At 45.7% G+C, this 16,676-nt stretch carries 16 protein-coding genes; 6 read left to right on the top strand and 10 right to left on the bottom strand.

Features of this window, described 5'->3' with window-relative positions; translation table 11 throughout:
- Positions 1–41 precede the first annotated feature (41 nt).
- Positions 42–1,139, top strand: coding sequence for a glycosyltransferase family A protein (locus JGK16_RS14195; RefSeq protein WP_293190839.1), 1,098 nt, complete (start codon positions 42–44; stop codon positions 1,137–1,139).
- Between the two features lie 302 nt (positions 1,140–1,441).
- Here JGK16_RS14195 and JGK16_RS14190 read toward each other — a convergent pair whose 3' ends face one another.
- On the bottom strand, positions 1,442–1,981 hold the full coding sequence (locus tag JGK16_RS14190) for a Dps family protein (RefSeq protein WP_293190838.1): 540 nt from the start codon (positions 1,979–1,981) through the stop codon (positions 1,442–1,444).
- Positions 1,982–2,130: 149 nt separating this feature from the next.
- Between JGK16_RS14190 and JGK16_RS32740 the strand changes: the two genes are divergently transcribed.
- The 4 genes from JGK16_RS32740 to JGK16_RS14165 all read left to right on the top strand — a co-directional run bounded on the left by JGK16_RS32740 (position 2,131) and on the right by JGK16_RS14165 (position 6,988).
- A complete protein-coding gene (locus tag JGK16_RS32740; RefSeq protein ID WP_366034816.1) occupies positions 2,131–4,245 on the top strand; it encodes a sugar phosphate nucleotidyltransferase in 2,115 nt (704 codons plus the stop codon).
- Between the two features lie 277 nt (positions 4,246–4,522).
- A complete protein-coding gene (locus JGK16_RS14175) occupies positions 4,523–4,873 on the top strand; it encodes a hypothetical protein (RefSeq protein WP_293186657.1) in 351 nt (116 codons plus the stop codon).
- A gap of 110 nt (positions 4,874–4,983) precedes the next feature.
- A complete protein-coding gene (locus JGK16_RS14170) occupies positions 4,984–6,504 on the top strand; it encodes an AAA family ATPase (RefSeq protein ID WP_293186656.1) in 1,521 nt (506 codons plus the stop codon).
- A 130-nt stretch (positions 6,505–6,634) separates the two neighbouring features.
- Complete coding sequence (locus JGK16_RS14165) at positions 6,635–6,988, top strand: DUF1257 domain-containing protein (RefSeq protein WP_096832348.1); 354 nt, start codon at positions 6,635–6,637, stop codon at positions 6,986–6,988.
- Here JGK16_RS14165 and JGK16_RS14160 read toward each other — a convergent pair.
- From JGK16_RS14160 to JGK16_RS14145, 4 genes are all read right to left on the bottom strand, one after another.
- Positions 6,985–7,158, bottom strand: a complete 174-nt coding sequence (locus JGK16_RS14160) for a hypothetical protein (protein ID WP_293190836.1) — start codon at positions 7,156–7,158, stop codon at positions 6,985–6,987. The genes JGK16_RS14165 and JGK16_RS14160 overlap by 4 nt on opposite strands.
- Positions 7,143–8,393 (bottom strand): glycosyltransferase family 4 protein, encoded by a 1,251-nt coding sequence (locus JGK16_RS14155; RefSeq protein WP_293190834.1) that lies wholly within the window; start codon positions 8,391–8,393, stop codon positions 7,143–7,145. The genes JGK16_RS14160 and JGK16_RS14155 overlap by 16 nt, the downstream gene beginning before the upstream one ends.
- A gap of 142 nt (positions 8,394–8,535) precedes the next feature.
- Entirely contained in the window at positions 8,536–9,828 is a 1,293-nt protein-coding gene (locus tag JGK16_RS14150) for a glycosyltransferase family 4 protein (protein WP_293190833.1), read from the bottom strand.
- A gap of 200 nt (positions 9,829–10,028) precedes the next feature.
- Positions 10,029–11,060, bottom strand: a complete 1,032-nt coding sequence (locus JGK16_RS14145; RefSeq protein ID WP_293186653.1) for a glycosyltransferase family 2 protein — start codon at positions 11,058–11,060, stop codon at positions 10,029–10,031.
- 184 nt (positions 11,061–11,244) lie between these two features.
- Between JGK16_RS14145 and JGK16_RS14140 the strand changes: the two genes are divergently transcribed.
- A complete protein-coding gene (locus tag JGK16_RS14140; RefSeq protein ID WP_293186652.1) occupies positions 11,245–12,366 on the top strand; it encodes a glycosyltransferase family 4 protein in 1,122 nt (373 codons plus the stop codon).
- 82 nt (positions 12,367–12,448) lie between these two features.
- On the opposite strand, the gene JGK16_RS14135 is transcribed toward JGK16_RS14140, so the two are convergent.
- The 5 genes from JGK16_RS14135 to JGK16_RS14115 form a co-directional block, all read right to left on the bottom strand.
- On the bottom strand, positions 12,449–12,706 hold the full coding sequence (locus JGK16_RS14135) for a hypothetical protein (protein ID WP_293200845.1): 258 nt from the start codon (positions 12,704–12,706) through the stop codon (positions 12,449–12,451).
- 656 nt (positions 12,707–13,362) lie between these two features.
- Positions 13,363–13,944, bottom strand: a complete 582-nt coding sequence (locus JGK16_RS14130; RefSeq protein WP_293186650.1) for a serine acetyltransferase — start codon at positions 13,942–13,944, stop codon at positions 13,363–13,365.
- Positions 13,945–14,298: 354 nt separating this feature from the next.
- Positions 14,299–15,309: a glycosyltransferase family 2 protein gene (locus JGK16_RS14125; protein ID WP_293190830.1), complete on the bottom strand. Its 1,011-nt coding sequence runs from the start codon at positions 15,307–15,309 to the stop codon at positions 14,299–14,301.
- Between the two features lie 242 nt (positions 15,310–15,551).
- A complete protein-coding gene (locus tag JGK16_RS14120) occupies positions 15,552–16,163 on the bottom strand; it encodes an acyltransferase (RefSeq protein WP_293190828.1) in 612 nt (203 codons plus the stop codon).
- Positions 16,164–16,341: 178 nt separating this feature from the next.
- Positions 16,342–16,611, bottom strand: coding sequence for a zinc ribbon domain-containing protein (locus tag JGK16_RS14115; protein WP_293186658.1), 270 nt, complete (start codon positions 16,609–16,611; stop codon positions 16,342–16,344).
- Positions 16,612–16,676: the final 65 nt, after the last annotated feature.

Raw genomic sequence — 16,676 nt, 5'->3', positions numbered from 1 at the left:
CTGAGAGTCAAAAATTTTACATAAAAAAGTTTTTATATCGCATGAACAACACCAAACACAATTTAAATCAGCCATTAATTTCAGTAATTATACCGGCTTACAATGCTGAGGAATTTATTGCCCAAACAATCGAGTCTGTGCTATCTCAAACTTATCAGAATATAGAGATTTTAGTTGTGGACGACGGCTCTACAGACACAACCGCTGAAATCATCAAATCTTTTGCTCAAAAAGATAGCCGAATCATCTTATTGCAGCAATCAAATGCAGGTGTAGCCGTCGCTCGCAACCTAGCCTATTTACACTCAAAAGGCGAACATATTGCTCCGATCGACGCTGACGATATTTGGTACCCGCAAAACCTGGAAAAACAAGTTGAATGCCTGACAAAATCGGAATCTTTTGTTGGAGTTATTTATTCCTGGTCATTGGATATTAACGAAGAAGGTTTGCTGACAGGTGGATTTTACAACTCAACGATCGAAGGATCGGTTCACGATGCCTTAGTTTATAAATATTTTATCGGCAATGCCAGTTCATCTCTAATCCGTCGCGCTTGCTTTGAAAAAGTCGGCGGTTACAACTGCAAATTCAAACTAGAAAATGCTCAAGGTTGCGAAGACTGGGAATTGCACCTCCGCATCGCCCAATACTATCAATTTAAAGTAGTACCGGAGTATTTAGTCGGCTACCGACAGATTTCCAGCAGTATGTCTTGCAACTATGCCGCAATGGCAAAAGGCCATACTTTAATTTTGGCAGATGTCCGGCGGTATCACTCGAAAGTTCCCGAGAAAGTTTACTGCTGGTCTAGCAGTAATTTTTATATTTATCTAGCTGTCAAAAGCAACCGCAACGGCAATTACCGGAGTACATTGTTTTGGCTATATCGAGCTTTAAAAGAAGATTTTGTGATGGCTTTGCTGCGGCATAATTTGTATTTATTGTCAATAGAAAGTTTGGTAAAAATGATATTAGGATCGAGAATTGAATCGGGATTGGAGTTGAAGCAAACATCGGATTCAATTGCCGGGACGACAATTTATGCGATCGAAAAGCGAATGAATATTCACAGAATGTTGCCGTCGCAGGTGTATGAAAAAATGCGGTTGAAGAGTTTGGGAAATCGAGCAGTATAATAATATCACTCTGTGAACAGATACGTAGAGACTGTACATCAAATTTGTCCGTAATCATGTCTTACTCAAAATCTGTCAAAAAGCACGCTCTCCTCGGAGTCCGGCCGGGGTTTAAACCCCGGCCTCAAGGCGAAAGTCGGTTAAAAAACGACTCAAAAACCAGATCGAAATCAGGTTAACTCCAGTCCTCTAAAAGAGGACTTTCGCTATGAGACAGGGGTTGAAAACCCCTGTCGTACTGCGAGAATCGCGGTGAAATTCTCTGACTCACAACAGTTAAATCTGTTCGATCGAGCTATAATCTAAGCGTGAGAAGCTGTAGGAGTTTTAGCTTTCGGCTGCTTACCATCCGGTGAAATAGATTCCCCTTCAATAAACGATCGCAACATCCAAGCCATTTGCTCGTGCTGTTCCATCAAACCAGTCAAAAAATCTGCGGTTCCATCATCCTTAAACTCTTCACCGCACTGTTCGACGTGTTGGCGGAGATTGCGAATAATCAGTTCATGGTCATCAACTAAACGTGATACCATTTCCGTAGCCAAAGGCAAGTCGCCGATATGTTCTTTAATCGAACCATACTTCAGAAAACCCTCAGCAGTACCAATTGGGTAGCCACCTAAAGTTCTCACCCGTTCGGCCATAGCATCGATATTTACTGTTAACGCCTGGTAGTGTTCTTCCCACAACTGGTGGAGCGATCGAAACTGCGGGCCCACTACATCCCAGTGATACTTTTTGGTTTTGATTAACAGCAGATAAGCATCTGACAGGTCGTGATTCAACAGTTCGATAACGCCTGCACGTTGCTCCTCAGATAGACCTATGTTTAACTTACGCATTGCAACTGCTTCCTTCAACTCTTAGTTTTCATCTATTACAACAAATTTCCTCCGTCAAGTACATCAACCCAAAGGACGATCGCACTTTAGTAAAATATCTCCATCTCAGGTTAGAGTAATCACAATATAGATACCCTTAGATAGATGCAATGAAACTTTTTGTTCCGGGTCGCCTTTGTTTGTTTGGCGAACACAGCGATTGGGCCGCCAGTTATCGCCCGCACAATCCCGCTATAGAAAAAGGCTGTACTCTGATAGCCAGTACAAATCAAGGAATTTATGCCGAAGTCAAAAAACATCCGACACACTTGATTTTGCGGGCAGCTTTAAATGATGGCACAAAAATTGAAACTGCACTCCCGATGGCAAAAAATGCTCTGCTTGCTGAGGCCCAAACAGGAACTTTTTTCAGTTATGCAGCCGGTGTTGCCGCTCAATTTCTCTCGCACGGCTACGCGGGAGGAGTAGAAATTGACAATTATTTAACTGATTTGCCAATTCAGAAAGGCTTGTCTTCAAGTGCCGCAATTTGCGTGTTAGTAGCCCGCGCTTTCAATCGCTTATACGATTTAAAAATGAACGTCCGCGACGAAATGGAAATGGCTTATTTAGGCGAAATTGCCACACCTTCGCGCTGCGGCCGCATGGATCAGGGTTGTGCCTATGGAAATCGACCAATTTTGATGTTTTTTGACGGCGATCAAATGGATGTTGTTGAGCTAAAAGTTGCCAAAGATTTGTTTTTTGTCATCGTAGATTTGGGCGCTAGCAAAAACACTCAACAAATTCTGGCAAGTCTGAATCAGGCTTATCCCTTTGCTGTGACTGAAGTTCAAGCAAACGTGCAGAAACATCTCGGCGCGATTAGTTCTAAAATTACGCAAGATGCGGCCGCAGCTTTACAGCAGGGAGATGCGGTTAAACTCGGCGAGTTGATGAAAGTTGCTCAGAGGGAATTTGATAGGTATTTAATCCCCGCTTGTCCAGGGGAATTGACGGCTCCAGTTTTGCACGAACTCCTGAATTGTCAACCGATTCAGCCTTATATTTTGGGCGGTAAGGGAGTTGGTTCTCAGGGAGACGGCACGGCGCAATTTATCGTGAAAGATTATGAAAGTCAACAGCAAGTTATCGAGATTATTTCACGGAATTTTCCTCAGATGGAATGTGTGAAACTTACTATTAGTTCTCAGACCCATTTGCAGCCTGAAACAGAATTTAATGCAGCAACAACCCCAGAAATATACAGGCGGGACGCCTGTTCCACGCAGATAGAAGAAAGAAAAGATGCAGAAACCCCAGAAATATACAGGCGGGACGCCTGTTCCACGCAGATAGAAGAAAGAAAAGATGCAGGAAAAGCTTCCCGACTGCAAGTCAGAAAAGCCGTGATTCCAGCCGCTGGTTTCGGCACTCGGATGTTTCCGGCTACTAAGGCAGTGAAGAAGGAATTCTTACCAATTATCGATCGCACTGGCCGCGCTAAACCGATAATTTTGGCAATTGTGGAAGAAGCTTTGAGTGCGGGAATCGAGGAAGTTGGTATAGTTGTCCAAAAGGGCGATCGCACTTTTTTTGAAGATTTCTTTAAAACTGGGCCGTCTCCCGAACTTTTCCAAAAACTGTCTCAGCAAAATCAGGATTATAGCCAATATTTACAAGAGTTGGGACAGCGCGTTACAATTCTCACTCAGGATGTCCAGGAAGGGTTCGGCCACGCGGTATTTTGTGCTAAGGAATGGACTAACAACGAGCCATTTCTCCTGCTTTTGGGCGATCACATTTACTCGTCGCAAACAGAAAGCTCTTGTGCGCGCCAACTATTGGATATTTACTCGCAAGTGCAGCACAGCGTCATTGGTTTGAGGGTAACACCATCTGATGTAATTCATCACTACGGCTGTGCGGCGGGAGTTTGGCAGGAACAAGATGCTATTTTGTCGGTGACGCAAGTTTACGAAAAGCCGGATATCGAGTATGCGCGGCAGCATTTAAGCGTAGAAGGCTTGGCAGAGGATTTATTCTTATCAATGTTTGGGATGTATGTCCTCGATCCTAAAATCTTTGATTGTTTGGCAGAACATATTAATAGCAATTTTCGAGAAAGAGGCGAATTTCAGTTAACGTCGTGTTTGGATAAGTTGCGGGAGTTCGAGGGAATGGCTGGTTATGTGGTGCGAGGGCGGTGTTATGACACGGGATTGCCGGATGTTTACCGGCAGACTCTGATTGATTTTCCCATATCTCGGGGGGCGATCGGCTAATCAGCTTTCAAATTAGAGTTTTTCCCAGCATTCGCCTTTAGGTACGTAGTTGCGCTTCAGCGCTCTTTCATATATATAAAGAGCGCCCAAGCGCAACTACGTACCTTGATAGCTGCCTCATCAGCTACATTCTTCTATTTTCCGTTGTTAGCCGCCCCAAGATCGCAGCAATTGTAACGAGATATTACAAAATGACGCTAAAGCAGCATAGAGGCTTGACAGCAAAGAATTAAGTAGCTAATCTAATATACATACCCGGGTAAGTCAATTCACTGATATGCAAGAAAAGCAAAAAGTTACACTGTATCTTCCACCTGAACTGCATCGCCAGCTCAAAATCAAAGCCGCAGTAGAAACCGAACCGATGTCATCAATTGCAGAAAGGGCAATTGTCTTCTACCTAGGAAACCCCGAACTGGTTGACGAAGTAGAAGCCTCCTACGGACAAACCCACCGGGTGTACACTTGTCCAGAATGCACGGGTTCAGTAGTAATGCGAGATGGAGAACTGGCATCCGTAACAAGTCAGCCGAGTGTATTGGCTGAGCAGGATCTTCCAGTCAAGCAAGTGTCAGGCGTCAGTGCCAGCACAGCCCAACCGGGAGAGGAAGAATTGGTTCCCTGCTAAGAATGCCTTGCTTGCTCAAAAAGCCATAACTGGAAATCTCATTCAGCAATGGGCTAATGGCAGCATTGAGATTCAGCAAAGATAGCACCGTCTCTAGTGGGTCGAGGAATATGCAAGAAGAGATCAGTATCCTAATCCAAGCTCAATATCCTCTGATCTACCTCGTGACATCCGAGGAAGAGCGGTGTGAGCAAGCAATTTCCGCAATAGCTCAAGCTAAGCCGCAGCGCCGAGTCTTTGTCTGGACTGTAACCCAGGGCATGATAGAGTACGGTCAACCTCGTGCAAACACTCAGCAAAGCACCCTCTCGCCGCAGGCAGCTATTGAATGGGCGATTAGGCAGCGCGAACCGAACAACAACGCTACTATCTATGTATTCAAAGACCTGCATCCTTTTAAAGATGATGCAACCGTAACAAGGTTGTTGCGTGATGCGATCGCCAACTTCAAAGGAACACAAAAGACAATTATACTGATGTCTCCTTTGCAGCAAATCCCGATCGAGCTAGAAAAGGAAGTGGTAGTCTTAGACTTCGCGCTCCCAGACATGGCGGAACTAAACCAAGTATTGTCTAGCCAGTTGGAGCAAACGAAATCGCGACGCATTACCACAGAATCGCGAGAAAAACTTTTAAAAGCAGCCTTGGGATTGACTAAGGATGAAGCTGAAAAAGTTTATCGCAAAGCCCAAGTTTCCACGGGGCGCTTAACCGAAGAAGAAGTAGACATAGTTCTGTCGGAGAAAAAGCAATTAATTCGGCGCAACGGCATTCTAGAGTTTGTAGAAGAAGACGAAACCCTGGATGCAGTCGGGGGTTTAGAAGAACTCAAACGGTGGCTCAAGCAGCGTTCCAACGCCTTTACAGAAAGGGCGAGAGAATACGGCTTGCCCCAACCCAAAGGAATGCTAATTCTCGGCGTACCCGGATGCGGAAAATCGCTGATTGCCAAGACTACCTCGCGCCTGTGGGGACTGCCCCTGCTAAGGCTAGATATGGGTAGAGTCTACGACGGATCGATGGTAGGTCGATCGGAAGCAAACCTCCGCAACGCGCTCAAAACCGCAGAATCCATCTCCCCAGCTATCCTCTTCATCGACGAACTAGACAAAGCCTTTGCAGGAGGCACTGGTTCGGCCGACTCAGACGGAGGAACCTCCAGCCGGATTTTCGGCTCATTCCTCACTTGGATGCAAGAAAAGACTTCCCCAGTCTTCGTAATGGCAACAGCCAACCGCATCGAGCGTTTACCCGGGGAATTCTTGAGAAAAGGTCGATTCGACGAACTCTTCTTTGTTGACCTACCGACGAAAGAAGAACGCCAAGATATATTCAAAATTCACCTGTCAAAACGGCGTCGGGAAATTTCTCGCTTCGATTTAGAGCAACTTTCCAATGTTTCCGACGGCTTTTCAGGAGCAGAAATTGAGCAAGGGCTAGTAGCAGCCATGTACGAGGCCTTCGCTCAAGATAGAGAGTTTACGCAGTTAGATATCATCGCGGCCATTAAATCTACATTGCCACTGTCTAAAACCATGACCGAACAGGTCAGCGCCCTCCGAGATTGGGCGAGACAGCGCGCACGGCCCGCTGCGTCTTCCGTCGCTGAATACCAGCGAATGGAATTCTAAAAGCTTTCTCCTGGTCCAAACAGGAGCAAAGGCTAGCAACAGCTAGCAGTTCGATTGAAGAGCCGCCCAGCGGCACCGTTAAATCCAGACCGTTGTTGTTTCTCTCTCAGTTTTATTAGGAGGAAATCCAATGTCTCACTTTAGCACTCTGCGTACCAAAATCACTGATGCCGAAATCCTGAAAGCTTCCCTACGTGACTTGGGCATTTCAGTCAAGTCAGAAGCTGATGTTCGTGGCTATAATGGTCAGCGCGTTCGCTCCGACATCGTGGCGACTCTGGAAGGCGAATACGACCTGGGTTGGTCTCGCAATAGCGACGGTTCCTTTGATCTGATTGCAGACCTCTGGGGCGTTGCCAAAAAGCACAATCAAACTGAGTTAATTAACTCCATTAACCAGAAGTACGCAGTTAACAAGACCTTGGCAGCAGTCAAGCAGCGCGGTTTGCAAAACGCCAACGTCAAGTTGGTAGTGCAAAATTAATAACTCTGCGTGTTTCTAAGCTTGCGGGTTAACCAAATACTGGTTAACCCGTTTTTAGCGAGGATGTAGAGTGTTTTTTTATCCGCTACGTACTTTTTTGCAAGCTTAAGCAGCAGCTTTTTATCTGAAAGTTGCTGCTTTTGTGCTTGACTAGCTAATGCTTCTGGCAAGTGTCGATCGTTTGTTGATAAATTTCAATCATGCGATCGACTTTGCGTTCCCAGTCAAAATGCTCCCGAACCCGCTCCCATCCCGCCCTACCCATACTCTGTCGCATCTCCTGCGACTGAGCGAGCTTCAGCATAGCGTCAGTCAGTCCCTTGACAAAGCCTTCTTTAGAAGCTGGTTCTACTAAAATACCGCAACTGGAATCTATATAATCCATCGGGCCGCCCCAATTGGTGGCAATGACGGGCAAGCCGACGGCCATTGCTTCCATTACCACGGCTCCCCCAGGCTCCCGCAAACTCGGCAGCACCAGTACATCGGCTTGTTGCAGTTTGAGAGCGCATCGATCCTGAGACAACCAGCCACTAAATACAACCCTGGCCTCCTGGCCTAAACGAGCTGTTTGAGCTTCGAGTTCCCCTCGCATCTCCCCATCGCCGATGATTTCCAAAACAGCATCCGTTTGAGCGGCGACGGCTCTGAAGGCTTCTAGCAGCAAGTCTACCCCCTTCCAGTCTGCCAGTCGCCCCAAGAAAACAAAATGGATTTGTTGATTAGGCTCCTTTGATGCCATAGATTCCGATCGCCACACCGATAAATCCACGCCGTTTTCCACAAGTTCGATGATTTTACCCTGCACCCCCGCCGGAAGTGCCTGCTTCGTGCGATCGTTTGCCACTAACACCGTCTCTGCTTTGATTTTACCGGGCAAAAGACGGTTGAACAAGTTGACGAACTGATAACCGATCTCGATTAAAATATCTACTGAACGGTTTTGGCGCGATCGAAATGCCAAAGGAAATTTAACCGCCGTATTCAGTGGCCCCATAACTACCGGCACCCCTAAGGCGAACATCAGGGACGGAAATTTTGCCGAAACTGGTGTCGGCTCGTGAACAATATCAATCTGTTTTTCGCTCACCAGCCGATCGACAATACCGCGCTGTAGCACTTGGGTGTATAGGTGACTGAGCAGCCCTAAAGTAGGCGCACCTAACCTTGGAGGCAAGAATCGCCCGCAATTGTTAAGCAGCCGATGCACCCATGTGTCGGGTACAAAGCGCATTCGATCGCATTCTTCTGGAAACAGCGCTTCGAGTTCAGCTTGAGTGCGCCCGTGTACCACTAACCATGTCTCTATTTGGCGGGATCGAAGTATTCGGAAGTAGTGCACCGGCAGCAATGACTCTCCACCGAATTTGTTAGAGGCATTTTCAGCAACAATTACAATTCGCATAACTTGTTTTCCACCCCATAAAGAGATTTATCTACTAAGCTGTTGTGCATTTAAATTGTATATTTCGGTTTGCGAACAAAAATCTTCAATCCGCTGCCCTTCTAACCCTCAATTACCATACACAATCTAGATGCACAACAGCTTATTTAGAGCGAGCGGTACTTTTAGCGTCAATCATTTTATGATAAATTTCAAGAATTTTTTCTGCCTTTGGCTCCCATGTAAATTCTTTCGCTTTTTCGATACACTTAGCTGACATAACTTGCCGCAAGCGATCGTCTTCGACCAAAATCTGAATTTTATTTGTTAACTCCTGAGTAAGATACTCTCTAGAAGTTGGCTCTATTTTAAATCCAGTTTCTTCAGTCACGTATTCCGCGATACCGCCATTGTTTGGTACAATACAAGGCAACCCACAAGCCATAGCTTCCATTACCACTGCGCCGCCAAATTCCCTAATCGAAGGGAAGCAAAAAATATCCGCTTGCTGGTAATAGTCAAGTGTTTCTGCTTGACCTACCCAACCAGCAAACTTAACTTTTTCTCCTAAGTTAAGCTTCTCTACTTGAGATTCTAATGCTTTTCTTTCTTGCCCGTCACCTACTATTGTTAATTGAACTTTTTCTTTAATTTTTGGTTCTAGTCTATTCACAGCTTCGATGAGAATGTCAGCACATTTGTAAGGAACCAATCGACCTACAAAAAGTAAATTTATCTGGCCACCCTTTTTTGTTTTTGGTTCTTGTTTTAAGAAACTACTGGCAATACCATTTTCGTAAAATAGTTGAATTCTCTGGTCTGGTATCGCAAACAAATCTTTGAGCATATTTAAGGTATATGTTGAACCTGCCAAAATTTGGTCTGCTTTTTTGTAAGTTTCTACATAACCTGGAATTAAGGCTCGACCAACTGCCCTCAAAAAGTTGAATTGAGCAAATTCTTGTTTGGCAGTTTCTTGAAAGCCTGGTGGAAAAGGAATGCCTCCATTGACTGGGCCTAGCAGAAAAGGAGTGTTTTGGCAGGCGCTGACTACCTTAAACGGATACCGCGGCATCATCGGGGTAATTGCATGAACTATGTCATAATCTCCCTTGAGAATTTTGGAGTGAAATTTTTGATATACTTGCTGATTAAATTCTTCATAAATTGGGTAGCTCAAAGCATTATACAGTGGCCAATTTATTTTACCATTCGCGGTAATTTTTTCTACTACTTTGTAATACTGCGTAGCAATCTTTCCTTCTTCAATATAAAAAACTTTTTCGTATTCAGGGTGTTTTTGAATAGCGGATTTATTTCTAGCATGGGTGACAAGTGTTGCATCAACTAGCTTGCTAATTTGTTCAACAAAATTGTACCCCACCAAAGGTACAGAAGCCCATTCAGGATTGCACTGCTCTACAATTAGTAAAACTTTTAATTTTTGGTCGTTCATTGGTTAGATTCCTTTGTTGACGATCGATGAATATTTGGAAGTTGAGTTTTGAAGAGATTAATCGATATTAAGCGTTTTTTTTTTCGATGCGAGAGTCGGCTGTAGAGGTTGATGGAAAAATCCGCCTCTACATCAACACCCGATTTGCAATTACAGGGGAGAAGTTGCAGAAAAAACAAGTTAAGTTGATGGTAACTGATCTACTTAGTAGACTTAGCACTCATTGTAACTTTCTCAATTGATGGGCTTGATGTCTTGTATTCGATCAAGTTGCTGCGCTGTCTGAGCAACCGGCGTTTGTAAAACAGCATCTGACCCTGCAATTGAGGAAATCTCCCCAACACGCAAGATAATGCGTAGAGAGCAGCATCCTTTGATTTTAAGTTTTGCTGCATCCGCCGATAGATGCGGTAGCCAAGTATCGGGTAGCCCCAAAGCAACAACAGGCTCCAGCCGTGCGTAACCCACGCTGTCCCGATTGCTAGCACGGGCAAAACGAATCCCCAGAACCAGATGCTGGTGCTGTCTTTGACCCAGTGGCGTTCGGGGGTGTTTCCGTGCAACCAGGAACCTTCGGCGTAGGCATGGCCTGCTCTTTGACAGCGCTTCCACCACTGGTCAAAACGAGTCATTTGGGCGTCGTGCAAAGTCATTTCTGCATCTAATCGCTCGATTTTCCAACCATTTTGGCGCAGCCGCACGCAGAGTTCCGGTTCTTCACCGGCGATCAGTATGGGGTTGAAACCGCTGACTTGCTCGAAGGCTGATGCCCGCATCATCGAGTCGCCCCCGCAGGCTTTGGCTTCCCCGATCGGGCTGTCCCACTCAATGTCGCAGAGTCGGTTGTATGGTGTGGCATTGGGATACCGCTCGCGGCGGCGCCCGCACACTACAGCTAATTCGGGTTGCGCTGCGAGTTTTTGCTGGGCAAATTCGAGCCACCCATCAACTATGGAGCAGTCGCCGTCTACGAATTGGACAAATTCGATGTCTGGAACTGCTTGTCGCAGGCTGGCAAATCCTGCATTTCTGGCGCGTGCTGCTGTAAAGGGTGTAGATAAGTCGAGTTCTACTGTCTCAGCTCCGAGCGATCGGGCTAATTCCAAGCTGCCGTCTGTTGAGCCGGAATCGACATAAACTACGCAAGCTACTTTGCCGATCGCTGACAGCAAGCACGCTCCGAGGCGAGATCCTTCATTCCGCCCGATAGCAACCAATCCAACTTGTTTCAAAGCTTACCTCTGGAATTCCACTTGCGATCTATTATTTTAATATTTTAGTAAAAGTCAAGCTAATTTCACAATATCTTGATTCCCAAACTTTTAGCGAGTGGCTGTAGTGCGCGTCAAAGCGTGTTTAGCTTATTATATATTAAGTCAAATCCGATCCAGCATTTTTATTTGAGAAGAGTCAACCATGCTAAATATCAGTTCTTTGTTCACCTTTTACTGTGGCGGTCAAGGAATTAGCCATACATTTTTGTCACTTTGTCAGTGGGATTACCCAGACTTTAAAACCCGCATGGTTGTTCCCAGTTGTGCACCGTCATATCGCGGGTATAATATGGTCGAAAGCGTACCCCCATATTTCAGAAGGGTGTACTACAGGCTCGGAAATTTTGCGCAATCTTCTGCTGAAAAGCGTTTTCTGAGAGATATCAATGATTTTGATGCAGTTTACTTGTGGCCTCGCACTTCAATCGAAACTGTTAGAAAGGTAAAGCAGCAGGGGCAAACACTTTTTTTTGAGCGTATTAACTGCTCTACTAAGAAGGCAAAATATATTCTTGACGATGCTTACGGTCGCTTGGGCATTGCTCCCCAACATGGAATTACAGATGCGATGATTCAGCAAGAAGATGAAGAAATGAGCTTGGCTGATTTCATTTTTTCTCCTAGTCCAGAGGTAAAAAAATCTTTTCTCGAAATAGGAGTTCCCGAATACAAACTGATGTCAAGCAGTTACGGGTGGTGTCCCAAGCGTTTCCCAAATATTTCGCCCAAAAAACAGCCATCAGACACCGTTACTGCGCTCTTTGTGGGCACCATCTGCGTCAGAAAAGGAGCTCACTTGCTCTTGCAAGCCTGGGAAAAAGCTGGCATTAAAGGCAGACTGGTGCTTTGCGGAGAGATGGAGCCTGCAATTGCCGAAAGTTGCAGCGATATTTTAGGACGCTCGGATGTAATTCATATAGATTACACGCTCAATATTGCGGGCGTATATGGCGAAGCTGACATTTTTGCCTTTCCGAGTCTCGAAGATGGTGGCCCGATGGTTACTTATGAAGCTATGGCTTACGGGTTGCCAGTTCTCACCTCACCTATGGGAGCGGGGGCCATTGCCCGGGACGGCAAAGATGGGATAGTCATAGACCCTTACGACTGTGAAGCTTTTGTTGAAGGCTTGCGAAAGCTTGCTTTGTCCCCGGAGTTGAGAGCACAGATGGGTTATAATGCTCGCCAGCAAGCCGAGGAATTTACCTGGGAAAAAGTAGCACGCCGCCGGAAAGATTTGATGCAGGAAAAATTGAAAGTTTAGGAATTAGGAGAATTATCTGAAAGAATCCTTGCTCTGCAACTTCCTTTTTCCTGCGAATATTTCTAGGAGTGCATTTTCAGGCTTAGGGTTTTTTGGGGATAATTTTTGCTGGTATTCCGACTGCGGTTGCGCCCGGTGGTACGTCGCAAATCACCACTGCATTGGCGCCTATCAAAGCATGATCGCCGATCGTTACGGAGCGAATAATTTTTGCTCCTGCACCGATATCGACGTGACCGCCAACTTGGACATTAGAAACAATTGTCACCTGTTGAAAAATCATACAGTTCGGGCCAATAGATGCCTCTGGGTGAATGACTATGCCATTAGGATGAAGCATAATGAGTCCCCCTCCTATCTGGCAGTTCAAAGGGATGTCAGTTCCAGCTACAATGCTCCAGAATATATGCTGGATTATGTTGAACCGGGATAAAAAATACCCTAAATTTCCACCTTGCTGCCGCCATTTTTGATAGTCGCGGATAGATTTTAGAAGTTGGCGACTGGGATCCCACCACTGGCAAAGTTTTTCGCGACTCCAATCTGGCTCGGTGGCAGAAACGACAGGTGTAGTTATTGATTGAAGCATTATTTGTGCAAGATAACAGATAAGATATACTGATAATCATGTGACATTCAATTATCAGTATACGATCGCTGGTTGGTGATTGACAATATTTATTTGTTGAAATTCTGTGACAATCCTATTTGAGTTGTAAGGTTTTTGTATGTTGCCAGGTTTTACTGGTAGGCACGGCGGGGTACTAACCTACAAAATGTTACAATTCATACAGAATTACTATATTGTCAACTTGTAATTATTTGGTTGACCGAGTTAATGTCTACTAACAAGCAGTAGCGATCGCACTCTGCCTTCAACAATCACAATTGCCAGAAAACTCGACGATTTCGTACAAGCATCTATCACTATAGAGGCGATAGATCTCTAGTTTATTTAAGTAACAGAAGAGACAGGTCACTTTTTTTGGTACTAATTTAAGGATTGTTTTCGACAGGGCGGGATTTGATAATTTTGGCAGGGATGCCAACGGCAGTTTGACCAGCAGGAATGTCTGATAAAACGACAGCATTTGCACCGATATTTACGTCGTCTCCCAGGTTGACCTTGCCGAGAATTTTTGCTCCGGCGCCGACGTTCACCCGATCGCCCAATTGAGGTGATTCTAGGGGTTTTTCCAAGTAGCGGTTCCCCAGGGTAACGCCTTGGCGGATAATGCAGTCGTCACCAAGAGTGCAGTGTCCATGAACGATGATAGAGCCTTCGTGTTCAATGACCACTCGGCGGCCGAGCTTGACTGTGTACGGCAAATCTATGCCGTAGGTGTTGCGGACTTTTCGGTAGAGCGATCGATATAGAATGCTCAAGGGAGCCCGCAGCAGTTTTGGTTCTACCTGCATTCTCCAGACACCGAATCTTTGAACTGCTACGGCGCGAAATCCCGGTTTTGTCCAATCGCGACCGTGAGCAATCCAGTCTTCTTTAATCTGCTCCCACAATCCGAGTGCAGGGGTTTCTACTTGATTTTCAGTTGCTATTAAATTTGACTCCGTTACCATAAGCTGTACTCAACACTCTGTTTTGTTTAAGTTGTTATTAGATGCCCCAGATATTAAGCTATTTCTCTGGTTTTTAGGGAGTAGTGCACCCGGTTTATTCACTCAAAAACACCAAGTGCTGCGGTGAATTATCTCAAAGAATTGCTTGAAATCCGGAACCCTTGTAGGGAGAAATTAAAATCAGACGATTCATTAATCTAATCCTCTTCTTTCCTTTGTTAAGTGTCCTCAAGTTGTCAACCCTTCGGCTTCGCTGACTGACAAGCTGTCCCAGATCAACTGTCAACTGAAGCAATGTTTGGTTGGCCAGGATTAACGGGGTTTCTCTGGCTTTGATTTATTTACAAACACCTTTTAAAAAATTTTTGAATCTTCAATCTTACCCCCCTTAAAAAATACACTATTCATGATAAAATCGGTGAGCATTTTTGGCGGATCGCCGTCCGGCTTACCTTGAAGTACGCGGCGCACCCTCCAGGCTCCAAAGCCCGAAGCCCAGGTGACATCAGTTAATGCTGTGTAAACCAAGCCGTAGTTTTTGAGAAAGTACCTGCGCCGGGAATCAAACCAATACTGTGGCAGTCGCTTAGGGGGTTTTTTGGTGTCAGTCACACCTGAGCTTTGACCTACTAGGTGTACCACGCGACTTTCAGGTACATACCAGCAACTCCAGCCAGCTTTGTTCGCTTGCAGGCAAAAGTCCATTTCTTCGCAGTACATGAAATAAGCTTCATCCATCAAGCCAATCTTTTCAAATACTTCACGACGGACGATCATGCTGGCTCCAGCTACCCAATCAGTTTGACAGATTTCTTGGGAAATAGGAGGCGCTACATTCCACTTTGCCAATAATTTGGATAAAAAGCGCGTCCGCCAACCAAAATCGAGTTCGGTTAAGAAATCGTGAAACCGAAAAGCTGAATGTTGCGGCGTTCCGTCGGGGTCTTCCAAGCGGCTGCCGGCGATGCCGGCCTCGGGGTTGGAGTCCATGAAATCGACGAGGGCTTTTAAGGCACCTAGGCGAACTACGGTGTCTGGGTTGAGCAGCAGGAAGTAAGGGGGGGGATTGGTGGATTGCAGGACAGGACGTATGAGGGCGTTGTTGCCGAAGGCAAATCCGCCGTTGCAGTCTAGGGGAACGAAGGATGCCCATTCGCTCCAGCCTTCTGCTGCGATCGCCGCTGCTATTTGTTCGCTAGAATTGTCGCCTGATGCGTTGTCGGCAACTGCAACTCGCATACCGGGGAGCGATCGCACTTCGGTAACTAGAGAGCGCAAGCAGTCAATGGTTAAACCAGGGGTTCGGTAGTTAACAATGACAACCAGCAGTGGATACGGGTGATTGGACTCGCTGGCTTTGGACATAAGTGCAGTTGTTGGTTTAACAACTTTTTAGCTCAAGTTGTACCCCTATGGCAAGCTGGCGCGATCGCCATTTGAGGCATCGCCTACTTTTTTGATAGTTCGGGCATATTTTACAAAAGCGGTCACTCTTATTAAGCTCTTCTGTTGAAAAGCCTGCTTTACTGCCAAGAAAAACCCCAAAAATGCCCAAAAAATCTTCAAAAAAAGATTGTATATAAGGGTTTGAGTATTATTGGATATGTCTATTTATTTCCATAGAAGTGTGACAATCGCAATTGTATAAGCTGGGATTCCATTTCGGGGTCGTAGGCTCCCTCGCGACTGTTAATTAAATCGGCCCAAGGTAGGCTTTGAGTTTCAGCCTGCAATTTTTCCACCAAGTCTGCGACGCGTCCGATGGGTTTAGCGGGAACACCGGCAACTATATCGCCTTCTGCGACATCTTTGGTGACGACCGCACCGGCGGCGACGATCGCATTTGGGCCGATGGTGACGTTGCGGAGGACGATCGAGTGATAGCCGATAAATACGTTGTCACGGATGTCTATTTTGCCCACAGCATCTAGTTTGACGTTGTAGGCTTGATTGAGCATGGCGATCGCTCCGTCGTGGCCGATCAGGATAGAGCTGGAAAAGTGGACGTTGTTGCCGATGCGGACGTAGGAGGGGTCTGTAAACACCGTGCTTGGCAGGATCGTGCAATTTTCGCCGATCGAGTACAGGTTGCCGTGAAGGCGGAGAAATTGGGTGTACTCCTCGGAACTTGGCTCGCAGAATTTGACGTAGAGGCCTCGGAACTTGCCATAGCGCATGGCAAAGTGGCGAAGGATTTTCTGAAAGATTGATTTAATCATTTTCCTGAGCCTGGGTAGATTTAAGCCTATTCGTAGACATACTAACCGCTGTTGTGTCAGGAGGTAGATCTGACAATATGACAACGTTGGCACCAATGTTCGTGTCCTGCTATACAAATACTAGACAAGTCTAGACATTTGGTTCTTACTTCATCGGGAGCATGGGAGCGGTTATCCCTCAGTAAGCTTTCACGATGAAAGCCAAGCGCGATAAATTAATTGCTGCGTTCAAATCCCTGTCCATCGAATGACCGCAACTTCCACAGTTGTAAGTTCTTTCTTTTAGTGGCATATCTTGGGTATGTCCACAGCTTGAGCAGGTTTTGCTTGACGGAAACCAGCAGTCAGCAACAATTATTTCACAGCCAAACTTTTTAGCTTTGTATTCCAGTTGACGTTTGAATTCATGGAATCTAGGACTTACGCATTGACAAAAAGCATTATCTATGTACTCTCGGCCATAGCATCACTCTGAAGGTTCGCAAAAATATGCTCACGTATAACTAAAGTGAA

It is taken from the genome of Microcoleus sp. PH2017_09_SFU_O_A (assembly GCF_020738625.1).
Taxonomy (GTDB): Bacteria; Cyanobacteriota; Cyanobacteriia; order Cyanobacteriales; family Microcoleaceae; genus Microcoleus.
This window is presented reverse-complemented; position numbering and strand designations above follow the sequence as displayed.